Source organism: Cellulosimicrobium sp. ES-005 (assembly GCF_040448685.1).
Lineage (GTDB): Bacteria > Actinomycetota > Actinomycetes > Actinomycetales > Cellulomonadaceae > Cellulosimicrobium > Cellulosimicrobium cellulans_G.
This window is the reverse complement of sequence record NZ_CP159290.1, coordinates 3,831,130-3,851,402: the sequence shown is the minus strand read 5'-3', so window position 1 is coordinate 3,851,402 and position 20,273 is coordinate 3,831,130. Positions and strand designations below refer to the sequence as shown.

21 protein-coding genes and 1 tRNA gene are annotated in these 20,273 nt (G+C 74.2%); 13 read left to right on the top strand and 9 right to left on the bottom strand.

Annotation, left to right across the window (positions count from 1 at the left end; all coding sequences use genetic code 11):
• The first annotated feature begins 7 nt into the window (after positions 1–7).
• The 6 genes from ABRQ22_RS17190 to ABRQ22_RS17165 all read left to right on the top strand — a co-directional run bounded on the left by ABRQ22_RS17190 (position 8) and on the right by ABRQ22_RS17165 (position 4,214).
• Positions 8–253, top strand: a complete 246-nt coding sequence (locus ABRQ22_RS17190) for a hypothetical protein (protein ID WP_353707595.1) — start codon at positions 8–10, stop codon at positions 251–253.
• Positions 254–447: 194 nt separating this feature from the next.
• Positions 448–717 carry a hypothetical protein gene (locus ABRQ22_RS17185; protein ID WP_353707594.1) on the top strand — a complete coding sequence of 90 codons (270 nt, stop codon included), beginning with the start codon at positions 448–450 and terminating at the stop codon, positions 715–717.
• Positions 718–734: 17 nt separating this feature from the next.
• Positions 735–3,296 (top strand): hypothetical protein, encoded by a 2,562-nt coding sequence (locus ABRQ22_RS17180; RefSeq protein ID WP_353707593.1) that lies wholly within the window; start codon positions 735–737, stop codon positions 3,294–3,296.
• 2 nt (positions 3,297–3,298) lie between these two features.
• The gene (locus ABRQ22_RS17175; protein WP_353707592.1) at positions 3,299–3,589 is read left to right on the top strand and encodes a hypothetical protein; all 291 of its coding nucleotides are present in this window, start codon (positions 3,299–3,301) and stop codon (positions 3,587–3,589) included.
• A gap of 97 nt (positions 3,590–3,686) precedes the next feature.
• The gene (locus tag ABRQ22_RS17170; protein WP_353707591.1) at positions 3,687–4,001 is read left to right on the top strand and encodes a hypothetical protein; all 315 of its coding nucleotides are present in this window, start codon (positions 3,687–3,689) and stop codon (positions 3,999–4,001) included.
• Between the two features lie 15 nt (positions 4,002–4,016).
• Complete coding sequence (locus tag ABRQ22_RS17165) at positions 4,017–4,214, top strand: hypothetical protein (protein WP_353707590.1); 198 nt, start codon at positions 4,017–4,019, stop codon at positions 4,212–4,214.
• 123 nt (positions 4,215–4,337) lie between these two features.
• Here the strand turns inward: ABRQ22_RS17165 and ABRQ22_RS17160 are convergent.
• The 3 genes from ABRQ22_RS17160 to ABRQ22_RS17150 form a co-directional block, all read right to left on the bottom strand.
• Positions 4,338–4,410: transfer RNA gene (locus ABRQ22_RS17160), tRNA-Thr, on the bottom strand.
• A 112-nt stretch (positions 4,411–4,522) separates the two neighbouring features.
• On the bottom strand, positions 4,523–6,070 hold the full coding sequence (locus tag ABRQ22_RS17155; protein WP_353707589.1) for an alpha/beta hydrolase: 1,548 nt from the start codon (positions 6,068–6,070) through the stop codon (positions 4,523–4,525).
• Positions 6,071–6,159: 89 nt separating this feature from the next.
• On the bottom strand, positions 6,160–6,753 hold the full coding sequence (locus tag ABRQ22_RS17150) for a hypothetical protein (protein WP_353707588.1): 594 nt from the start codon (positions 6,751–6,753) through the stop codon (positions 6,160–6,162).
• A gap of 129 nt (positions 6,754–6,882) precedes the next feature.
• Between ABRQ22_RS17150 and ABRQ22_RS17145 the strand changes: the two genes are divergently transcribed.
• The 3 genes from ABRQ22_RS17145 to ABRQ22_RS17135 all read left to right on the top strand — a co-directional run bounded on the left by ABRQ22_RS17145 (position 6,883) and on the right by ABRQ22_RS17135 (position 9,673).
• Positions 6,883–8,121, top strand: coding sequence for a low temperature requirement protein A (locus ABRQ22_RS17145; protein WP_353707587.1), 1,239 nt, complete (start codon positions 6,883–6,885; stop codon positions 8,119–8,121).
• Between the two features lie 150 nt (positions 8,122–8,271).
• The gene (locus ABRQ22_RS17140; protein ID WP_087471101.1) at positions 8,272–8,646 is read left to right on the top strand and encodes an SHOCT domain-containing protein; all 375 of its coding nucleotides are present in this window, start codon (positions 8,272–8,274) and stop codon (positions 8,644–8,646) included.
• A gap of 37 nt (positions 8,647–8,683) precedes the next feature.
• Positions 8,684–9,673, top strand: a complete 990-nt coding sequence (locus ABRQ22_RS17135) for a TIGR03557 family F420-dependent LLM class oxidoreductase (protein WP_353707586.1) — start codon at positions 8,684–8,686, stop codon at positions 9,671–9,673.
• 55 nt (positions 9,674–9,728) lie between these two features.
• Here the strand turns inward: ABRQ22_RS17135 and ABRQ22_RS17130 are convergent, their stop codons facing one another.
• Both ABRQ22_RS17130 and tmk read right to left on the bottom strand, forming a co-directional pair.
• Positions 9,729–10,865, bottom strand: coding sequence for a DNA polymerase III subunit delta' (locus ABRQ22_RS17130; protein ID WP_253055316.1), 1,137 nt, complete (start codon positions 10,863–10,865; stop codon positions 9,729–9,731).
• Complete coding sequence (tmk, locus tag ABRQ22_RS17125; RefSeq protein ID WP_308202356.1) at positions 10,862–11,617, bottom strand: dTMP kinase; 756 nt, start codon at positions 11,615–11,617, stop codon at positions 10,862–10,864. The genes ABRQ22_RS17130 and tmk overlap by 4 nt, the downstream gene beginning before the upstream one ends.
• 89 nt (positions 11,618–11,706) lie before the next feature.
• Here tmk and ABRQ22_RS17120 point away from each other — a divergent pair, with 89 nt between their 5' ends.
• A complete protein-coding gene (locus ABRQ22_RS17120; RefSeq protein ID WP_253055315.1) occupies positions 11,707–12,417 on the top strand; it encodes an HAD-IA family hydrolase in 711 nt (236 codons plus the stop codon).
• A gap of 65 nt (positions 12,418–12,482) precedes the next feature.
• Here the strand turns inward: ABRQ22_RS17120 and ABRQ22_RS17115 are convergent, their stop codons facing one another.
• Complete coding sequence (locus ABRQ22_RS17115; RefSeq protein WP_353707585.1) at positions 12,483–12,998, bottom strand: MarR family transcriptional regulator; 516 nt, start codon at positions 12,996–12,998, stop codon at positions 12,483–12,485.
• 88 nt (positions 12,999–13,086) lie between these two features.
• Between ABRQ22_RS17115 and ABRQ22_RS17110 the strand changes: the two genes are divergently transcribed.
• Entirely contained in the window at positions 13,087–13,296 is a 210-nt protein-coding gene (locus ABRQ22_RS17110; protein WP_353707584.1) for a hypothetical protein, read from the top strand.
• 87 nt (positions 13,297–13,383) lie between these two features.
• Here ABRQ22_RS17110 and ABRQ22_RS17105 read toward each other — a convergent pair whose 3' ends face one another.
• A complete protein-coding gene (locus ABRQ22_RS17105; protein ID WP_353707583.1) occupies positions 13,384–14,466 on the bottom strand; it encodes a Gfo/Idh/MocA family oxidoreductase in 1,083 nt (360 codons plus the stop codon).
• 136 nt (positions 14,467–14,602) lie between these two features.
• Between ABRQ22_RS17105 and ABRQ22_RS17100 the strand changes: the two genes are divergently transcribed.
• Positions 14,603–15,505 carry an ABC transporter ATP-binding protein gene (locus ABRQ22_RS17100; RefSeq protein ID WP_253055311.1) on the top strand — a complete coding sequence of 301 codons (903 nt, stop codon included), beginning with the start codon at positions 14,603–14,605 and terminating at the stop codon, positions 15,503–15,505.
• Positions 15,502–18,189, top strand: a complete 2,688-nt coding sequence (locus tag ABRQ22_RS17095) for an FtsX-like permease family protein (RefSeq protein WP_353707582.1) — start codon at positions 15,502–15,504, stop codon at positions 18,187–18,189. Before ABRQ22_RS17100 ends, ABRQ22_RS17095 begins: the two co-directional genes overlap by 4 nt.
• 72 nt (positions 18,190–18,261) lie before the next feature.
• Here the strand turns inward: ABRQ22_RS17095 and ABRQ22_RS17090 are convergent, their stop codons facing one another.
• Positions 18,262–19,659 carry an MFS transporter gene (locus ABRQ22_RS17090; RefSeq protein ID WP_353707581.1) on the bottom strand — a complete coding sequence of 466 codons (1,398 nt, stop codon included), beginning with the start codon at positions 19,657–19,659 and terminating at the stop codon, positions 18,262–18,264.
• Position 19,660: 1 nt separating this feature from the next.
• The gene (locus ABRQ22_RS17085; RefSeq protein ID WP_253055308.1) at positions 19,661–20,215 is read right to left on the bottom strand and encodes a MarR family winged helix-turn-helix transcriptional regulator; all 555 of its coding nucleotides are present in this window, start codon (positions 20,213–20,215) and stop codon (positions 19,661–19,663) included.
• Positions 20,216–20,273: the final 58 nt, after the last annotated feature.

The window sequence follows — 20,273 nt, the reverse complement described above, 5'->3', positions numbered from 1 at the left end:
GACCCCCATGACCGACTTCGTCCTGTCTCTCGTGCGTACCGTCGTCCCGATCGGCGTCGGCGCCCTCATCTCCTGGCTAGCCCTGCGCGGAGTAGAGGTCGAGGAGTCCGCACAGAACGCACTGATCTCTGGCGCTACAGCGCTCATCATCGCGGCGTACTACGCCGCTGCGCGCGCGCTCGAGACGCGGTGGCCCTGGTTCGGATATCTGCTCGGGACCAGGTCCGAGCCGACGTACGACCGGAAGCACTGATGAGCCACGCCGTGTGGTGCCCGACCTGTCGCAAGCCCGCCACGTGCGAGTACTGCGACACCGACTACCCATCCCAGCGGGCGGCCGACGAGTGCTGCCCGGAGAACGAGTGACGAGGAGCCATCATGGCGATTTCCAGTGCAGGCCTGAGCGTGATGGCAACCGCGATCGCGGGCGCTGTCACGCACGTTGGCTTGGTCGACGAGACCGGGACCGAGCTCACGGGCGGCGGGTACGCACGTCAGGCCGCGACGATGACCGCGACCGGGGCTGAGGCGCGCCTCACGGCCGACGAGACGTTCGACGTCCCCGCGGGCGAGACCGTCGCCGGGTGGCGCGCGTTCTCCGCGTCCACGGCGGGCACGAACTACGGCGGGGGTGACCTGACCGCGGAGACGTACACGGGGGCTGGGCAGTACGTGCTCGAGGCCGACACTGGCTTCGACGTCTCCGTGCCCGCCTGACCTGAGAGGGGGCGGCCGTGGCTGCACCTACCGTCGTCGGCACCGCGGTCGGCGGGCGCATCGGGTTCGGGACCTACGTGTGCACGCCACCGGCGGGCGCGGCGCACTACCTCGCGTTCGTCGGGACGAACTCGATGCCGAACCTGATTCCGCCGTCTGGCTGGACGCTGCTCGCGTCGAACAACGGCGCGTCCACGGGTTCGCGGTGGGCGATCTACACGGCTCCCGCGTCCGCCTCTCCCGGTGCGACGTGGGAGCGTGGTGGGACGTCCTCGACGGGCGTGCAGGCTGTGGTCGTCGTCGGGTACGACCAGGCCGTGACGCTCGCGACTCCCGTCACGGCTGCGTCGGCGACGTCTCCGGCGACGACCGCGACGGGTGAGGGGCTGGCGCTTCGGCTCCTGACGCGGCTGCCCTCGACGAACGCGGACCCGACCTACCCGACTGCGGCGACGCTCGGGCGGAACGTGTCGCGGCAGTACCAGGCTGCGGGCAACGCGGTCGAGGTCGCCGTCGCGCACCAGGCAGTCTCCGCCGCTGGTGCCGTCGCTACTGCGGCATGGTCCGCATCGACGTCGGGCGACATCACCGCGCTCACCGTCATGGCCTACGGTGCCGCGCCACCCGCCTACGAGACCGTGGTCGGCGCCTCGACGGCATCCCTGGCGAGCCCGGCTGCCCGGTGGGTCAAGGGCACCATGCGGCCCGTGTGGTCCGACGGCGACACGTGGTCAGCGATCCTGCCCACATCCACCGGGCACCGCCGGTACGCGGACGTCGACTCCCCGTCTGCTGGCGCCGTCGTCGACTCCCGGCAGGACGCGCGCCTGACCGCCGTGCACTACGGCGGCACCACGTTCGTGCTGCGCGCGCACACGTCGAGCTCGCTGTTCTCCTCGTTCGACGCGGCGTGGTCGACGATCGTCAACGGCGCCTCGTTCCCGCTCACGGCGGCGGATCTCGACGCCTCCCCGATCGCGCTGCACCGGTCCCCGAACGGGTACCTGTGGGCTGCGGTGATCGCAGGCTCGGGTGCCGTGCAAGTGACGCGCTCGACGGACGGCGGGGCGACGTGGGAGACGCCGCAGACCGTGGTGTCGTTCGGGTCGGAGACCGGCGTCGTCGGGTTCGGGCAGTCCGGGTCAACGGTCGTGCTTGTCGCGTCCCTGAATGCTGGCGTCGGCCGCGCGGTGCGCAGCATCGACCAGGCGACGGCCAGCATCACCGCCGGGTCGTGGGCCACCGAGGCCCTGCCGGCGCTCCCCTCCGGCGTCACGTCCGACGACCACCTCGCCGTGGCGTCCGTCCCGGACGGGCGTGTGCTCGCCGTCGCGAAGACCACCGACGCCACCACGTCGGGCCAACCGCTGATCTACCTGCTCGCGCGCGCCACCAACGGCACGTGGACATCTAGCACTATCGAGCCCGGCCCCGACGTGGGTGGCGTGCGCTACACGCGACCCGTCCTCACCGTCGTGGGGTCGAACGTCGTGGTCATGTACGGATCGATCGAGGACCCGAAGAACCTCACGATCCGCACCGCCGCGCTCTCTGCGCTTGGCACGTGGTCCACCCGTTCGGCACTGTTCACGGGGCCCGACTGGTCTGACTCCGCCGTCCTGCCGCCAGCCTCCGACATCCGCCGGCACGGCACCACGTTCCCTGTCCTGGCGCAGCAGCGCGCAGACTCGACCGTGGCCCTCGGGTGGCAAGACGCGCCGCCGCCCGTTCGGGAGGGCTCGTCTGTCGCTGGCGCTGTCGGGTCCGCGGCAGGAACAGGGCACCGTCTCGCGAGCGGCGCGTCGGCCGTCGCGGCCGTCGTGGGCGACCTTGGCTCCGGGCTCAAGCGAGGCACCGGCTCCTCGGCTCCTGGCGCGGAAGTCGCGGCCATGGGCTCCGGCACGCCCGTCAAGGCCGGGGCGTCCGCCGTGCGGGCGCAGGCCTCTGCCACTGGCACCGGGTTCACCATCCGTCGAGGGTTATCCCTCGCCACGGCACAGGTCGCCGCGGTCGGGTCCGGGGCCCCCGCTCAGGCCGGGTCCGGATCATCCGTCGCCACCGCGACCGTGACCACGGTGGGCGTCGGCTCCAAGCGAGCCACGGGCGCATCGACGGCGGGGAGCGTCGTCTATGCGGCGGGAGCAGGCAGCACCGTCCGCCGCGGGTCCTCCACGGCCGCAGCATCGGTCACCGCACAGGGGTCGGGTCGCCGCGTCGAGTCCGGGCGCGGGCACTCCACCGCCACCGCCCTCGTCGCCACCACGGGCGCCGGGATCAAGATCGCCGCAGGAGCATCCGTCGCCCACGCCACCGTCAACACCACGGGCAGCGGGCACAAGATCGAACCCGGCCGTGGGTCATCCGTCACAACGGCTCACGCCACGACCGTAGGTGTCGGCTACGCGCGCCACGCGGGATCGTCCATCACCACCGTCACCGTCACCGCCATCGGAACCGGGCACAACCCCGCCGGCCCCGACGACGTCGAGCTCGTCGTTGTGCGCGGGCCCTACGGCACGCACTTCGACGTCGGATCACCCCGAGGCACCACCCTCACGATCACTGGCCCCAGGAGGTAACGATGCAGATGGACCGACGCGGGCGAGAGTGGGCGTCGTGGGACATCGACGGGCCCGCGGGCGACGTCGAGGTCACGTTCGACGGGCAGACGTGGCACCCGCTCGAACGCGACCAGAACACGGTCCGCATCCTCGTTGCCGGGCCTGACGCCACCGGCAACCCGGCGGGGACCGTGGTCCTGCCGCTCGATCGTTCGCTCGCGGTCCTGCGCCTGGTCGATAGCCCCGAGGTGCTCGTGCGCCGCGCCGGACCCATCGACGTCGTCACGTACCAGCCAGCACCGACACCCTGACTCCCGGGCGCGCCCTCCACATAGCCCGGGTCAACGGCCCCCTTCCGCTTCGGCGGGAGGGGGCCGCTTTGTCGTACCCGCGCGCGACACTCGACCCATGGGCGACCTCGACGACACCCGCGCCCGTGAGTCCGCACGCTCCTGGGACGCGCACCACCACGAGCGGCAACGCATCCTCAACGCCCACCCGATCCCACCCCTGCGCGACCAGAAAGCGGGGTGGATCCACTGCCGCGCCCGCATCGTCTACGAGCTCGACGGCGAGGACTGGATCGACACCGTCGCCTACGCGTGGACGTCGCGGCTCGTGCTCGTGCAGCGGGTCGGCCGCGACTTCCGCTGGTCCAGCATCGGCGTGTGGCTCGACGCGTCGGACGTGAGACGGCGGGTGCCGCGGGTGGGCGAGCGGTAGCCCTACGCTCCGACCATGCGCGAACTCCACACGCCGGCCGAGGTCGAGACGCTCCCCCGGCGCTCCGTCATCCGCGACGCACACGGCACTGTCGCCGAGAACGCGGGTGGACCGGAGCCGTGGCTCCCGACCGGCTACACCGAGGGGCTCGAGGCGGTCGACCTCGCATACCCGGTGCTCGTGCTGTGGGAGCCGACAAGGCGGCAGGCTTGAGGGTGGCGAATCAAGGCCGCGTGACTCCCAGATTCCAGTTGGCTCCCTACTTGGCTCCCTAGACGCCGGACGAGCGGAAAGCGAAAGGCCCGGAACCGTTGTGGTTCCGGGCCTTCCTGGCTGAGCCGCCTGTCGGAATCGAACCGACGACCTATTCATTACGAGTGAATCGCTCTGCCGACTGAGCTAAGGCGGCGTGCTACGTCCCGGTCCGCTCCGCGAACCGCTGGCAACGAGCGCCTACTGTACCCAACGACCGGGCCAGATTCCAAAGCGGCCCCGTCGGCCGCCGTCGGGCACCCGTGGCGTCAGCAGCGCAGCCCGTCCTCGGGCACCGTCCCGTCCACCAGGTAGGCGTCGACGGCGTCGCCCACGCACGCGTTCGCGCGGCCGTAGGCGGTGTGGCCCTCGCCCTCCCACGTGAGGAGGACGGCCGAGTCGAGCGTGTCCGCGAGGCCCTCGGCCCACACGTACGGGGTGGCGGGGTCGTTGGTCGTCCCGATGACGACGATCGGCGCGGCGCCCTCGGCGTGGAGGTCGAACTCCTGCTCCACCACGGGGTAGGCCCACCCGTCGCACGTGAGGCCGCCGAACGCGAAGAAGTAGCCCATGGTGGGCGCGGCCTCCTCGAGGCGCTCGAGCTGAGCCAGCATCGCGTCGGGGTCGTCGTCCTGGCGGCCGTCGAGGCAGTTGACGGCGCGGAAGGCCTCCGACGAGTTGGACGCGTACGTGCCGTCGGGGTTGCGGTCGTTGTAGAAGTCGGCGAGGTAGAGCAGCAGGTTGCCCGTGCCGTCCTCGAACGCCTCCGTGAGCGCCTGCGTGAGCACCGGCCAGCTCTGGTCGTTGTAGAGCGTGACGGCGACGCCGTAGAACCCGAGCGTCTGCGTCACGCGGCGGTCCGAGTCGGTCGGCAGCGGGTTCGCCTTCGCGGCGTCGAGGAGCGATCGGATCTGCCGCATCCCCGCGTCGGTGTCCCCGCGCAGCGGGCAGTCGCCCCCGGCCTGGCAGTCCTCGACGTACGCGCGCAGGGCGTTCTCGAACCCGACCGCCTGCTGCTCGGAGATCGTGTCGGGGTCGAGGCTCGTGTCGATCGCGCCGTCGAGCACGAGGCGCCCCACCTTGTCCGGGAACAGCCCCGCGTACGTCGCGCCGAGCTGCGTGCCGTAGGAGTAGCCGAGGTAGGCGAGCTTCTCGTCGCCGAGCACGGCCCGCAGCATGTCCATGTCGCGCGCGGCGCTCTGCGTGTCGACCTGGCCGAGCAGGTCTCCCGTGTTCTCGGCGCACGCGTCGGCCCAGGCGCGCCGGTCCTCTGCGAGCGCCTCAAGCCCCGCCTCGTCGGTGTCGAAGTCGCGGGCCAGGGACTCGTCCTTCGCCGCGTCGTCGAGGCACACCACGGGCGAGGACTGCCCGACGCCGCGCGGGTCGAACCCGACGAGGTCGTAGGCCGCGGTGACACGCTCGCCGACCGTCGGGGCGAGGGTCGTGACGAAGTCGATCCCCGAGGCCCCGGGACCGCCCGGGTTGGTGAGGAGCGAGCCGATGCGCTCCCCCGTCGCGGGCTGGCGCTTCACCGCGAGCTCGATCTCGCCCGCCTCCGGGTCCTGCCACGAGAGCGGGGCGCGCGCCGTCGCGCACTCCCAGCCCGCACCGCAGTCCTCCCAGGCCAGGCTCTGGCCGTAGAACTCCTCGAAGCCCTCCGGGCCGGTCTCGCCCGTGCCGGACGCGGCGGCCGCGACGTCGTCCACGGGGGTCTGCTGCTTGGGCGGCGCGGAGCATGCGCCCAGGACGAGGGCCAGCACGAGGGTCGCGGCGCCGGCCAGGGAACGTCGAGCAGCGCGGGAGAGGGGCGTCGTCACCCGCACACGGTAGCCGCTCCCCCGACGCGCGCAGGACGGTCCCGCCGGGGCGGGACCGTCCTTTCACGCGCTCTTCACCGCAGGGGCGGCTACTCCTCGACCCAGGCCGACTCGCCGGTCGTGCCGTCCGCCGCGGGCGGGACGACGACGGTCCCGCGGTCGCCGAGGACGACGCTCACCTCGCCGCTCGCGTCCACGTCGTCGGGCACCCCGACCACCGAGGTCGCCGGCACGTAGTCCATCGTGCACGGCGTGTCGGGGGCGATCTCGACGAACGTCACGACGACGTCGCCCCCCTGGACCGCGGCCTCGTCCTCCGCGAGCACGGGGCACGTGCTCGACCCGTACGTCACGACGAACAGCAGTCCCGGCTCCGCGCTCCACGCGGCGCCCGTCCCGCCCTCGGTCGGCGCGTCGACGCCGGGCGGCAGGCCCGTGCCGTGCGCGCCCGCCACGACGTCCATCGTCCCGGCGTCGGGCAGGCCTTCCTCCTCGGAAGCGTCGTCCGACGGCTCCTCGGACGCGTCGTCGCTCGGCGCGGTGGACTCCTCGGAGGCGGACGCGTCGTCCCCGCCGCCGTCGGTCTCGGAGGCGCACGCCCCCAGCAGGCCGACCGCGACGACGAGCGAGAGCGCGGACGCGGTGCGAGCCGTCCGGGAGACGGGGCGGCGGACGGGGACCATGAGCACTCCTCGGTCGGCGACGGTAGCGCGACCATCGTGGGCCCTGGTGGGCGGTCGTGCGCGGCGAACCGCGACGCGCCGGGCGATCGTGACCGGACGGTGACCCGGCGACGGTGGGAGCATCCCAGCATGGACGCTCCGCTCACGACGCCCGGCACCGGGCCCGCCCCGCTGCGCTGGGGCCTGCGCACGGACCTCCGGAGGCACGGCGACGGCGGCGACTCGAGCCGCGTCGGCTACGTCGAGCTCTTCTTCGACCTGGTGTTCGTCTTCGCGGTCACGCAGCTCTCGCACGGCCTCATCGCCCACCCGGGCGCCGAGACCCTCGTGCACACGCTCGTCCTCGGCGTCGCGGTGTGGTGGGTGTGGGTCTTCACGATGTGGGCCACCAACTGGCTCGACCCCGAGCGCGTCCCCGTGCGGGCGATGCTGGTCGTCCTCATGCTGCTCGGCCTGGTGCTCGCGAGCGCGATCCCCGAGGCGTTCGGCGACAAGGCCCTGCTCTTCGCGGTGATGCTCGTGACGATGCAGGTGGGGCGCAGCGCGTTCGTGCTGGTCGCCCTGGGCCGGGTGTGGCCGGAGAACGCGGTGAACTTCGCCCGCATCACCACGTGGTTCGTCGTCTCGGGCAGCCTGTGGATCACCGGGGCGCTCGTCGAGGAGCACCGGCTCGTGCTGTGGGCGGTCGCGTGCGTGATCGACCTGGCGGGACCGCGCGCGATGTTCTGGCTGCCGTGGCTCGGGGCCTCGCGCGCGAGCACGTGGGTCGTCCGGGGCGAGCACATGGCCGAGCGCGTGAGCCTGTTCGTCATCATCTGCCTGGGCGAGTCGATCATCGTGACGGGCGCGGCGTTCGCCGAGCTGCCGCTCGACGCGACGACCGTCTCCGCGTTCTGCTCCGCGTTCGCGAGCACGGTGCTCATGTGGCTGCTCTTCTTCGACCGCTCCGAGCGGCGCGCGACCGAGTACTTCACCTCGCGCGACGAGCGCGGCATGGTGGCCCAGACGGCGTACACCTACGTGCCGTTCGTCATCGTCGCCGGGATCGTGCTCACCGCGGTCGCGGACGAGCTGGTCCTGCTGCACCCGCTGGGGCACGCGGGCCACGCCGACGCGTGGACCGCCGCGCTCGTGTGCGGGGCGGCCGCGACCTACCTCGTGGGCAACGCGCTGTTCCGCCGCGCGGCCGGCGGGCCGTGGTCCCTCCCGCACCTGCTCGGCGCGGCAGCGGTCGGCGCGCTCTACGCGACGCACGGGTGGCTCACGCCCCTCACCCTCAACTGGGTCACCGACGGCATCCTCCTCGCCGTCATCGTCGGCGACGTCGTACGCGCTCGTCGTCGGGTGGCGACGGAGGAACCCGGGTGATCCGCCCCGAGAGACGAGGTACGGCCGCTTCGTGCGCTTCACCCGGCTTTCGCCGGGCGCGAACCCCCCATCGTCGCTAGGTTCGCCCTGTTGGTGCGCGGCAGCCGGCCGTGCTCCGGGTACGGGGATCCGTCGAGAAAGGGCGCGACCGTGGACTTCTGGGACTTCTTCTGGCTCCTCGTCTGGAGCTTCTTCTTCATCGCCTACCTCATCGTGCTCTTCCAGATCATCGCGGACCTGTTCCGTGACCGGGAGCTCTCGGGCTGGTGGAAGGCCGTGTGGATCATCTTCCTCATCTTCCTGCCGATCCTGACGTCGCTCGTCTACCTCATCGCGCGCGGGCGCGGGATGGCGGAGCGGCAGGCGGCGGCGGTCGTCCAGGCGAAGCAGGACACCGACGCGTACATCCGCCAGGTCGCGACCACGTCGCCGGCCGAGCAGATCACGCACGCGAAGTCGCTGCTCGACTCCGGGGCGATCACGCCCGAGGAGTTCGCGCAGCTCAAGGCGAAGGCGCTCGCCTGACCGACCTCGTGTGACCGGCCCGTCCCACGATCGAGGCATGACCCGCTTCGGCTACACCCTCATGACCGAGCAGTCCGGCCCGCGCGCGCTCGTCGAGCACGCGGTCGACGCGGAGCGCGTCGGCTTCGAGTTCGAGGTGATGAGCGACCACTACTTCCCGTGGCTCGACGCCCAGGGCCACTCCCCGTACGCGTGGTCCGTCCTCGGCGCGGTCGCCCAGGCGACGGAGCGCGTCGGGCTCATGACCTACGTGACCTGCCCCCTGCTGCGCTACCACCCGGCCGTGGTCGCGCAGAAGGCCGCGACGGTCGCCCTCCTCTCCGACGACCGCTTCACGCTGGGCCTCGGCGCCGGGGAGAACCTCAACGAGCACGTCGCGGGCGAGCGCTGGCCCGCCGTCGGCGAGCGGCACGACATGCTCGAGGAGGCCGTCGAGATCATCCGGTCGTTGCTCGACGGCGAACGTCTCACGTTCGAGGGCGTGCACTACCGCGTCGACTCCGCGCGGCTCTGGGACCTCCCCGACGAGACCGTGGAGATCGGCGTCGCCGTCTCCGGCCCGCAGTCGATCGAGCGGTTCGCCCCGCTGGCCGACCACCTCGTGACCACCGAGCCCGACGCCGACGTCGTCCGGCGATGGTCGGGGGTCCGGGACCGTGCGGACCTCGCGCCGTCGCGCGTCGTCGGGCAGATGCCGATCTGCTGGGACCCCGACGAGGACGTCGCGGTGGCGCGCGCGCACGAGCAGTTCCGCTGGTTCGGGGGCGGCTGGCACGTGAACGCCGACCTGCCCACGACCGAGGCGTTCGAGGCCGCGAGCCAGTTCGTCCGGCCCGAGGACGTGGCGGAGTCGATCCCGTGCGGCCCGGACCTCGACGCGATCGTCGAGGCGGCGTCCGCGTGGTGGGAGGCGGGGTTCACCGACCTCGCGCTCGTCCAGGTGGGCGAGGTCGGGCAGCGTGCGTTCCTCGACCAGGCCGCGGGGCCGCTGCTGGAGAGGCTGCGCGCGGCGGCCCCGGCGGCGTGAGAGTCGGGCGGGCGCGCGCACCGATCGCGGCCCGTCGGGAGGGACCTGCGGCGGGTCAGCCCTGCGGACGCAGCGCGATGACCATCGCCTCGACCGCGAGCAGCGGCGCGACGTTGCCCTCGAGCCGCTCGCGCGCGACGCCGATCGCGTCCATGCGCCGCACGGTCTGCTCCGGGGTGGAGTCCTCGGCGAGCGTGCGCACCGCCTCCGCGAGCTCGACGTTGACGAGCTCGACCTCCGCCCCGAGCTGCACCACGAGCACGTCGCGGTAGAGCGACAGCAGATCGACCATCGCGCGGTCGAGCACGTCGCGCTGGTGTCGGGTCGCGCGGCGCTTCTGGTCGGCCTCGAGGTCGCGGAGCTGGGACCGCAGGCGCGGCGGGAGGGTCTCGCCGTCGGCGACGCCGAGCGCGCGCAGCAGCTCGGCCTTCTCGGCCGCGTCGCGCTCCTCGGTCGCCGCCTTCGCCTCGGCCTGCGCGAGATCGACGAGCTCCCCTGCCGCGAGCACGGCGTCACCCACCCCGCGCACGCGCCGCGCGAGCGAGAGCACCGACGTCCGGCGGTCGCGGGCGCCCGCGTCGCGGGCCAGCCGGCGCGCGAGCCCGATGTGGCTCTGCGCCGCCCGGGCCGCGACGAGCGCGACGCGCTCGTCGACGCCGTCGCGCTGGACCAGCAGCCCGGCCACGGCCTCGACCGGCGGCACCCGGAGCACCACGCCGCGGCACCGCGAACGGATGGTCACGAGCACGTCCTGCGGGCTCGGCGCGCAGAGGATCCACACCGTGTGGGGGGCGGGCTCCTCGATCGCCTTGAGCAGCACGTTCGTCGTGCGCTCGGCCATGCGGTCGGCGTCCTCGACGACGATCACCCGCCGCCGTCCCTGCGACGGGCTGCGGCTCGCGACCGTCACGAGGTCGCGCACCTCGTCGATCTTGATGGTCACGAGCTCGGTCGCGACGAGGGTGACGTCGGGGTGGGTCCCGGCGAGCGTCGTGCGGCACGCCTGGCAGCGCCCGCAGCCGCCCTGCTCGCACTGGAGCGCGGCGGCGAACGCGCGCGCCGCGTTCGAGCGGCCCGAGCCGGGCGGGCCGGTGAGCAGCCATGCGTGCGTCATCGCGGCCGGGTCCGTCGCGGCGGCGCGGAGCACCTCGACGGCCTGCTCCTGGCCGACGACGTCGTCCCAGACGGTCACGCGGCCCCGCTCCCCGTCGCGGGCCCGGCCGCGATCCCCGAGCCGGGCTCGTACCCGATCGCGCTGTCCGTGTCGTCGAAGCCGTCGTCGGGCTCGGCGGCGACCGTGTCCTCCGCCTCCTCCACGACCGGCGTGAGCTCGAGCCGGGCCGCGACGTCGACGCGGATCTGCGCCTGGAGGTCGTCGACCGAGGCGGCGGCGTCGAGCACGACCCAACGTTCCGGGTCCGCCGCGGCGCGCGCGAGGAACGCCTCGCGGGTGCGACGGTGGAACTCCGCCCCGGCGCGCTCCAGCCGGTCGTGCTGTCGCCGGATCCGCGCCCCGGCCACGGCCGGGTCGAGGTCGAGCAGGATCGTGACGTCCGGCATGAGGTCCTGCACGGCCCAGCGCGAGATGAGCTCGACCTCGTCCGCACCGAGCTCGCGCCCGCCCGCCTGGTACGCGACCGACGAGTCGAGGTAGCGGTCCGTCACGACGACCGCGCCGCGCTCGAGGGCCGGGCGCACGAGGCTCGCGACGTGGTGCGCGCGGTCCGCGGCGTAGATGAGCGCCTCGGTGCGCGGGTCCATGTCCTGCCCGTGGAGCACCGCGGCACGCAGCTCCTTGCCGAGCTCGGTGCCGCCGGGCTCGCGCGTCAGCACGACCTCGCGCCCCGTGAGCTCGCCGAGCCACTGCCCGAGCAGGCGGGACTGGGTCGACTTGCCGACGCCGTCGCCGCCCTCGAACGAGATGAAGTACCCGGGTGCGCTCACGGCGTCCACCCTATCCGCGGCGTCGGACACCGGGGTCGACCCGCGAGACCGGGCGCACCGCTCCCCGGCCGCGGGCTAGCCTCGGGGACATGCCCGACCCCGCCGCCGCGCCCCGTCCGCTGCCCACCCCCGGCGTCGCGTTCGCCGGGCGCACGTTCGACGCCGTGCTGTTCGACATGGACGGCACGCTCATCGACTCCGTCCCGGCGGTCGACCGGAACTGGCGACGCTGGGCCGCGGAGCACGGCCTGCCCGACCCGGACGAGTTCCAGATCCAGCACGGCACCCCGGCGCGCACGCTCATCGCCGAGCTCCTCCCGGAGGACCGGGTCGAGGCGGCCTACGAGCGCATCCATGCGCTCGAGCTCGAGGACAACGAGGGCGTGACGATCCTGCCCGGGACGCGGGACGCGCTGGCCGTCCTCCCGCCCGCGCGGCAGGCGATCGTCACGTCCTGCACCCGCCCGCTCGCCGCCGCGCGCATGGCGGCGTCCGGTCTCGCCGCGCCGTCGGTCGTCGTGACAGCCGACGACGTCGCGCGCGGCAAGCCCGACCCGGACCCGTTCCTCCTCGGCGCGGAGCGCCTCGGCGTCGACCCGGCGCGCTGCCTCGTCGTCGAGGACGCCCCGGCGGGGATCGCGGCGGCGCGCGCCGCGGGCTGCGCGACGCTCGCCGTGACGGGCACCCACTCGGCCGACGAGCTCGCCGACGCCACGCCCGCGCCCGACGCCCTGGCGGCGGGGCTCGTGGCGGTCCGCTTCGCCGTCGGTCCCGACGGCGTCCGCGTCACCGACGCCTGACTCCCCCGCCGAGGACGGGGTCGGCTCCCGTCCTCGTCCCGTCACGGGCCGGCACCGCACGCTCGTCAGTAGACGCCGGCGCGCAGCGCGGCGGCGACGACCTTCGACGCCGCGGCGTGGACCTCGGCGAGCTCGTCGAGGCTGAGCCCGGTCGCGGCGACGATCGACGGCGGGATGCGCTCGGCGTCCTGGCGGCGCGCCCGCCCCTCGGCGGTGAGGCTCACGCGGACCTGGCGGCCGTCGTCGGGCGAGCGCGACCGGCGCACGTAGCCGAGCGCCTCGAGCCGCTTGAGGAGCGGCGAGAGCGTCCCGGCGTCGAGGTGCAGGCGCGCGGCGAGGTCGCCGACGGTCGAGGTCGTGCCCGCGGCGTCGTCCTGCCAGAGCGCGAGGAGCACGAGGTACTGCGGGTGCGTGATACCGAGCGGCTCGAGCAGCGGGCGGTACAGCGCGACCATGCCGCGCGCGCCCGCGGACAGCGCGAAGCAGACCTGCGCCTCGAGCGCGAGAGGGTCGGCGAACAGCGTCGCCGCGCCCGGCGCGACCGTCCCGTCGACCGTCCCGTCGACCTCGTCACCCGCCATGGCGCCATGGTACCGAGGATCGCGGTATTCTTGGTACACCAATGATTGGTGCACCAATCATCTGACGAGACCTGCAGCGGAGGACACCGTGGCGCGGAAGAACGACAGGCGCACGCTCGGCATGCGCATCACCGAGGGTTTCCTCCCGATCTTCGGCCCCGCGCAGGTCGGCCGGCAGGACGCGGACGGCCGCGGCGTCTCCGACGCGGAACGCCAACGCGACCAGGAGCTAAAGACGCGCTTCGAACGCGTGACGGTCCCGGACGGCCGCACCTACGTCGTCGAACACACCGACTAACACCCCCGCGAGATCGACCCGAGCGCCCCCAGATCGACCCACCGAGGGTCGATCTCGACCGCTCGGGTCGATCTCGCGCCGGCAGCCTCACTCCCCGGGGTACACGACCCCGATCTGCCGCCGGACCTCGTCGAGCGTCCGCATGACCTCGAGCGTCGAGTCCCAGGACATGCGCGGGCTCTGCGTCTCGCCCGCGGCGACGCGGCGTGCGACCTCGGCCGCCTGGTACTGCTTGCCCTCGCCGGAGAAGCCGTCGTAGTACCAGGACGAGCCGTCGTGCCGGACCACGCGGAACGACGTCGGCGCGTAGAAGTTCCCCTCGACCTCGATGCGCCCCGCGGTCCCCGAGATCACGGCCGTCGTGGCCGTGCGCGACCACAGCGTCGTGGAGAGGGTCGCCTGCGTGTCGCCGTAGCCGAGCACGATGCTCACCTGCCCGTCGACGCCCGTCTCGGTGAGCGCGCCCACCGCGGTGACCGACGACGGCGCGCCCAGCAGGTCGTGCGCGAACGAGACCGGGTACACGCCCAGGTCGAGCAGCGCACCGCCCGCGAGCTCCGGGGCGTAGAGGCGGTGCTCCGGGTCGAACGCGAACCACTGGCCGTGGTCGGCGCTGAGGTTGACGACGTCGCCGATCTCGCCGCGCGCGATCACCCCGCGCAGCGCGGCCACGTGCGGCAGGAACCGCGTCCACATGGCCTCCATGACGAACACCCCGGCCTCGCGCGCGGCGTCGAGCACCTCGACGGCCTCCGCCTCGTTGCGCGTGAACGCCTTCTCGACGAGCACGTGCTTGCCCGCGGCGATGGCGAGGAGCGCGTGCTCGCGGTGGTGGGAGTGCGGCGTCGCGACGTAGACGACGTCCACCTGCGGGTCCTCGACGAGCTCCTGGTAGCCGTGGTGGGTCGTCGGGACGCCGTGGGCGGTGGCGAAGCGCTCGGCGCGGACGCGGTCGCGCGAGCCGACGGACGCGACGCGGCCCTGCGTGTGGAGGCGCACGGCCTCGGCGAACGACGACGCGATCCCGCCGGCTCCGAGGATGCCCCAGCGGATCGACGGTGCGCTGCGCGGGTCGGGGACCGTGCCGGTCACGTCGGCGGTCAGGTCGGGGACGGGGTGGACGGCGAGCCGTGCCGAGTTCTCGGCGGGCGCCTGGGCGTCGATGCTCATGGCCCCACGCTATCCCGGTGGGATCGCTCCCCCGCCCAGGTGTCCACGGAACGTCGGACGACGTGCGGCGCCGCGGGACGACGTCTCCCCCGCGCGGGTGGTGCGGCGCGCGGCGCGGCGCGCCACGATGGGGACCATGACGTCCCCCGCGCCCCGGACCGACGCGCCGACCGACACCCCGGACGTGCCCGAGGCGCGCGCGAGCGCCCGCGGGCTCGTCAAGGTCTACGGGTCCGGCACGACGGCGGTGCGCGCGCTCGACGGCGTCGACGTCGACTTCGCGCGCGGGCGGCTCACCGCGATCATGGGCCCGTCCGGCTCGGGCAAGTCGACGCTCATGCACTGCCTGGCGGGCCTGGACTCGCCGACCTCCGGGAGCGTCGTGATCGACGGGCAGGAGATCAGCCGCCTGTCGCAGCGCCGCCTCACGGCCCTGCGCCGCACGCGCGTCGGGTTCGTCTTCCAGGCGTACAACCTCGTCCCGACGCTCACCGCGGCGGAGAACATCACGCTCCCCCTCGACATCGCGCGCGCCCCCGTGGACCGCGCGTGGTTCGACGAGGTCGTCGACTCCGTCGGGCTGCGCGACCGTCTGCACCACCGCCCGTCCGAGCTCTCCGGCGGGCAGCAGCAGCGCGTCGCGTGCGCGCGGGCGCTCGTCTCGCGGCCGTCGATCGTGTTCGCCGACGAGCCGACGGGCAACCTCGACTCGCGCTCGGCCGGCGAGGTGCTGGCGTTCCTGCGCCGGTCCGTCGACGAGCTCGACCAGACCGTCGTCATGGTCACGCACGACCCGCGCGCGGCGTCGTACGCGCACCGCGTCGTGTTCCTCGCCGACGGCCGCCTCGCCGGCGAGCTGCACGACCCCACGCAGCAGGACATCCTCGACGCGCTCGCGCTCGCGGCGGACGACGACGGCCCTCCGTCCGGACCGGCCGCCGCACCCGCGACCCCGGCCCGGCCGGCCGCCGGGCCCACGACCTCGGCCGGGCCCGCGGCGCCCGTCGGGCGGCACGCGGCCCCGGTCGACCCGGCATGATCCGCGTCGCGCTGCGGGGCGTGCGGGCGCACGTCGTGCGGTTCGTGCTCTCCGTGCTCGCCGTGACGCTCGGCGTCGCGTTCGTCGTGGGCACGTTCGCGTTCCGCGGCATGCTCTCCTCGACGTTCGACGACATCATCGCGACGACGCTCACCGCCGACGTCTACGTGCGCGGGTCGCAGGAGGTCACCGGGGACGCGACCGGGCCGGGCGGCGGGAGCGGTGGGAACGGGTTCGCGGGCGACCGCACGCTCGTCTCCGCCGACCTCGCGGGACAGGTCGAGGCGGTCGACGGCGTCGCGCGCGCCGTGCCGGACGTCTCCGGGCCGGTCGTCCTCGTCGCCGCCGACGGGACCGCCGTCGTGACGACGGGACCGCCCAGCACGGCCTTCTCGATCGACCCCGAGGACCCGAGCCTCACCCTGCTCGACGGCGCGTGGCCGGGACCGGGAGAGATCGTCCTGGAGCAGAGCGCGGCGGAGACGGCGGGACTGTCGACCGGTGACGCGACGACGGTCGTGCTGGGCGGCGAACCGACCCCCGTGACGGTGTCCGGCGTCTTCGGGATCGAGGCCGCCGCGGCGGGCGCGGTGCTCGTCGGGATCGACGGCGAGACCGCGCGCGACGTGTTCGCGCCCGACGGAATGGTGCCGCAGCTCGCGGTCTGGGCGACGCCGTCGTCGGGGACCGTCGACGAGGACGCGCTCGCGCAGCGCGTCGGCGACGTGCTGCCCGAGGGCGCCGAGGCGGTGACGGGCGAGCAGGCGCGCGCCGAGGCCAGCGAGGCCGTCGAGGAGGTGCTCGGGTTCGTCGAGACGTTCCTGCTCGTGTTCGCGGCGATCGCGCTGTTCGTCGGCGCGTTCATCATCGCGAACACCTTCGCGATGTCGGTGCGCGAGCGCCTGCGCGAGCTCGCGCTCCTGCGTGCGCTCGGCGCGTCGCCCGGCCAGGTGTTCACGTCCGTGCTCGTGCAGGCGCTCGTCGTGGGGCTCGTGGGCGGCGGGCTGGGGGTGCTCGCCGGGGCCGGTCTCGTGCGCGTCATCCGGTGGGGACTCGCCCTCGCGGGCATGGAGTTCTCCGGTCGGGTGCCGCTCGGCACGCCGCAGGTCGTCGCAGCCGTCGGGCTGGGGGCGGTCGTCAGCCTGCTCGCCGCGGTCCTGCCCGCGCGTCGCGCCGCCGCGATCCCGCCCGTCCAGGCGATGCGCGACGACGTCGCCCCGGACCGCGGGACCGGCGTCCGGGCGGTGGGCGGGATCGTGCTCGTCGCCCTGGGCGCCGGGATCCTGTGGCTCGCCGCGTTCCTCGGGTCGTCGGTCGCCGACGCCCCGACCGGGTGGGCGTGGCTCGACGACCTCAGCCCGCGCGTGCTGCTCGGCGTCGGCGCGGGGCTCGTGCTCGTCGGCGTGCTCGTCGGGTCCCCGGCCGTCGCGCGCGGCGTGCTCACCGTGCTCGCGTGGCCGCTCGTCGTCGCGCTGCGGCCCCTGGGGCGCCTCGCGCGCGGCAACGTGACGCGCAACCCGCGCCGCACCGCGAGCACCGCGGGCGCGCTGCTCATCGGCATGGCGCTCGTGTCGGTCACGGGCGTCATCGCGGCCTCGACCCAGGCGTCCGTCCGCAGCATCGTCGAGAACGAGGTGCGGGCCGACCTCGTCGTCGACTCCGCGACCCTCGTGGTCCCCGACGGTGCGGTCGACGCCGTGACGGCGACGCCCGGCGCCGCGGTCGTCGACACCGTGCGCCTCGGCCTTGCGCCCGTCGCGACGGTCGGCCCCGCGGGGAACGGGACGCCCTCGTCCGACGACGAGCCGGACGGATCGGGCGACGAGCCAGGCGCCGGGGAGGCGCGGGGGACCGACGTGGCCGGCGTGCCCGCCGGCTTCTTCGACACCGCGCTCGACCCCGTGACGCTCGCGGGAGACCCGACGGCGACGCTCGAGGCGGGGGACGTCGTCGTGCACCGGCGCACCGCGCGCGAGCGCGGCTGGGAGGTGGGCGACACGCTGCGCCTCGGCGAGGGCACAGCCGCGGTCGAGGCGCGCGTCGGCGCGGTGATCGACAGCCAGCTCGTCGGGACGGGGATCCTCGTGCGCGACGACGTGTTCGACGCGGTCGTGCCCGCCGCGCAGGCGAGCGTCCGGATCGTCTACGTGTCGGCGGCGGAGGGGGCGTCGGCGGCGGAGGTGGAGGACCTGCGCGCGGCGCTGACGACCGCCGTCGAGCCGTTCCTCGTCGTCACGGTGCTCGACCGCGAAGAGACGGCGTCCGCGTTCGCCGACCAGGTGAACCAGGTGCTCGTGATCCTCTACGCGCTGCTCGCGCTGTCGATCGTCATCGCGCTGCTCGGCATCGTCAACACGCTCGCCCTGTCGATCATCGAGCGCACGCGCGAGATCGGGCTGCTGCGCGCCGTCGGGCTCGGACGCCTCCAGCTCGCCGGCGTCATCGCGATCGAGTCGGTGCTCACCGCGGTCTACGGGACGGTGCTGGGCGTCGCGACGGGCATCGGGATCGGCGCCGCGCTGCCCGGCGTGCTCGCCGACGAGGGCCTGAGCACGCTCGCGGTCCCCTGGGGCCAGGTCCTCGCGATCCTCGGCGTCGCCGTGGTGATCGGCCTCGTCGCGAGCGTCTGGCCCGCCATCCGCGCCGCCCGCCTCCCGGTCCTCGACGCGGTCACGGTCGACTGACCAGCACACCCTCACCGTCGAGTGCTGGGTCTTTGTCGTCCCGGTGCCGTCGGGACGACGGATACCCAGCACTCACCAGGTCGGGACGAGGTCTGGGGCGGGGGTGCGGTAGCGGCGGAGCGGGGCGTTGCGCCAGGCGACCAGCCCGACGACGGCGCTCGCCGCCAGTCCGCCCACCGCCAGGGCGACCGGGGCGGACGTGAGCGACGCGAGCACGCCGCCGCGGAAGTTGCCGACCTCCGGCCCCGCCACGCCCACGACGTGCTCGACCGACGACACGCGCCCGCGGAACTCGTCCGGCGTCTCGAGCTGGACGAGCGCGCCGCGAGTCACGACGCTCACCGTGTCGGCCGCGCCCGCCACCGCGAGGCACGCGAGCGCGAGCCACAGCGGGCCCGCGAGGCCGAACCCCGCGAGCGCGACGCCCCACGTCGCGGCCGCGGCGAGCTGGAGCACGCCCGCCCGCGGGGCCCGGGTCACCGCACCCGAGAACAGGCCCGCCCCGATGCCGCCGACCGCGACGGCGGACAGGAACAGGCCGAGCGTGCGCGGGTCGCCGTCGAACCGGAGCTCGTTGACGAGCGGGAAGAGCGAGATCGGCATCGCGAGCACCGTCGCCGCGACGTCGGTCGCGAACGAGCCGCGCAGCGTCGGCTTGCGCCACACGATCCACCACCCGCCCGCGGCTGCCCGACGGCGCGGCGCGCGCGCGGCGGTCGGCGCGCCCGTCGCGGTCGGCGCGCCCGTCGCGGTCGGCGCGGTCTGCTCCTCCCCGGCCGCACGGTCGTCGCCAGGTGCGCCGACGGAGGCGACGGCGGGGGCGACGGCGGCCACGGCGTCGGACGGTCCCGGCGGCGCCCCTGAAGGGCTGCCCGGCGGGAGCGGCGGGAGGCGCACGAGCCCGAGCAGGGCGACGACCGCCGCCACGGCCTGCACCCCGTACGCCGCCGGGAGGTCCCAGCGCGCGAGCACCAGGCCGGCGAGCGCGGGGCCCACGAGCATCGCGACCTGGAACGCGAGGTTCTGGAGCGCGAGGCCTGCGGCGACCTGGTCGGGCGGGAGCAGGCGCGGCGGCACCGTGCGCCGGGCCGGGGAACCCAGCGCGTTGCACGCGGCGCCGAGGCTCACGAGGCCGAGGAGCACCCACACGGACCGGTTGCCCGCGAGCGCCTGCGCGACGAGCCCGACCGCGGCGAGCACCTGCCCTGCCGCGGCGAGCCGCATGATCGTGCGCCGGTCGTGCACGTCGGCGAGGTGACCGCCGACGAGCCCGAGCGTGAGGAGCGGGACCGCGGTGGCGAGACCGATCGTGCCCGTCCACAGCGGGCTGTGCGTGAGCTCCCAGACCTGGAGCAGCACGGCGACGCTCGCGATCTGGAACCCCAGCCCGCCGACGGCGGACCCGGCCCAGAGGTCGCGGTACGCGCGGCTGGAGCGCAGAGGGCGGACGTCGAGGACGTGGTCGCGCACCTCAACGGTCCTCGGGCGGGGCGGCGTCGGTACCGGATCCCGCGGGTTCGGCGGCTCCCACCGGCAGGGGGTAGCCCGCCGCATCGAGCCGATCCACGAGCCGCGCGCGCAGCGAGCGGCGGGCGAGGACGCGCTCCAGCTCGACGACGACGGCGCTCAACGCGTGCGGCAGCTCGTCGTCGATCTCGGCGACGGACTCCTCCGTCGCGCGCCACTCCGCCTCCAGGAGCGGGACGAGCGCGCGAGCCTTCTCGGTGAGCGCGACCCGTCGCGTCCGGGCGTCCGGGCCGGGCTCCGTCTCGACCAGTCCCTCGCGCCGCATGGCCGTGACGGTCTGGCTCATCGCCGAGTGCGTCCGCCCGAGCGACTCCGCGAGCCCACGGATGGTCAGCGGGCCGGTGTGGGCGAGCCGGATCAGCGGGTAGACGAACCGCGGCCGCACGCCCTCGATGCCTCGGTCGGTGTAGACCGTGCCGATCTCGTCGTCGAGGCGTCGGAGCACGGCGTGCAGGGAGTCCCACCGGCCGGGGACGGTGGTCGGGTCCTGAGAAGTCATAGCACTGTTATAACAGCACTCATGCGATCGTGGGACGCCCGTCCGGCGACCACTAGGT

Bases quoted from the DNA above. Each gene is read 5' to 3' on its own strand.
- ABRQ22_RS17190 (WP_353707595.1), top strand. From the start codon at position 8: ATGACCGACTTCGTCCTGTCTCTCGTGCGTACCGTCGTCCCGATCGGC.
- ABRQ22_RS17175 (WP_353707592.1), top strand. From the start codon at position 3,299: ATGCAGATGGACCGACGCGGGCGAGAGTGGGCGTCGTGGGACATCGAC.
- ABRQ22_RS17170 (WP_353707591.1), top strand. From the start codon at position 3,687: ATGGGCGACCTCGACGACACCCGCGCCCGTGAGTCCGCACGCTCCTGG.
- ABRQ22_RS17165 (WP_353707590.1), top strand. From the start codon at position 4,017: ATGCGCGAACTCCACACGCCGGCCGAGGTCGAGACGCTCCCCCGGCGC.
- ABRQ22_RS17150 (WP_353707588.1), bottom strand. From the start codon at position 6,753: ATGGTCCCCGTCCGCCGCCCCGTCTCCCGGACGGCTCGCACCGCGTCC.
- ABRQ22_RS17145 (WP_353707587.1), top strand. From the start codon at position 6,883: ATGGACGCTCCGCTCACGACGCCCGGCACCGGGCCCGCCCCGCTGCGC.
- ABRQ22_RS17135 (WP_353707586.1), top strand. From the start codon at position 8,684: ATGACCCGCTTCGGCTACACCCTCATGACCGAGCAGTCCGGCCCGCGC.
- ABRQ22_RS17120 (WP_253055315.1), top strand. From the start codon at position 11,707: ATGCCCGACCCCGCCGCCGCGCCCCGTCCGCTGCCCACCCCCGGCGTC.
- ABRQ22_RS17115 (WP_353707585.1), bottom strand. From the start codon at position 12,998: ATGGCGGGTGACGAGGTCGACGGGACGGTCGACGGGACGGTCGCGCCG.
- ABRQ22_RS17105 (WP_353707583.1), bottom strand. From the start codon at position 14,466: ATGAGCATCGACGCCCAGGCGCCCGCCGAGAACTCGGCACGGCTCGCC.
- ABRQ22_RS17100 (WP_253055311.1), top strand. From the start codon at position 14,603: ATGACGTCCCCCGCGCCCCGGACCGACGCGCCGACCGACACCCCGGAC.
- ABRQ22_RS17095 (WP_353707582.1), top strand. From the start codon at position 15,502: ATGATCCGCGTCGCGCTGCGGGGCGTGCGGGCGCACGTCGTGCGGTTC.
- ABRQ22_RS17085 (WP_253055308.1), bottom strand. From the start codon at position 20,215: ATGACTTCTCAGGACCCGACCACCGTCCCCGGCCGGTGGGACTCCCTG.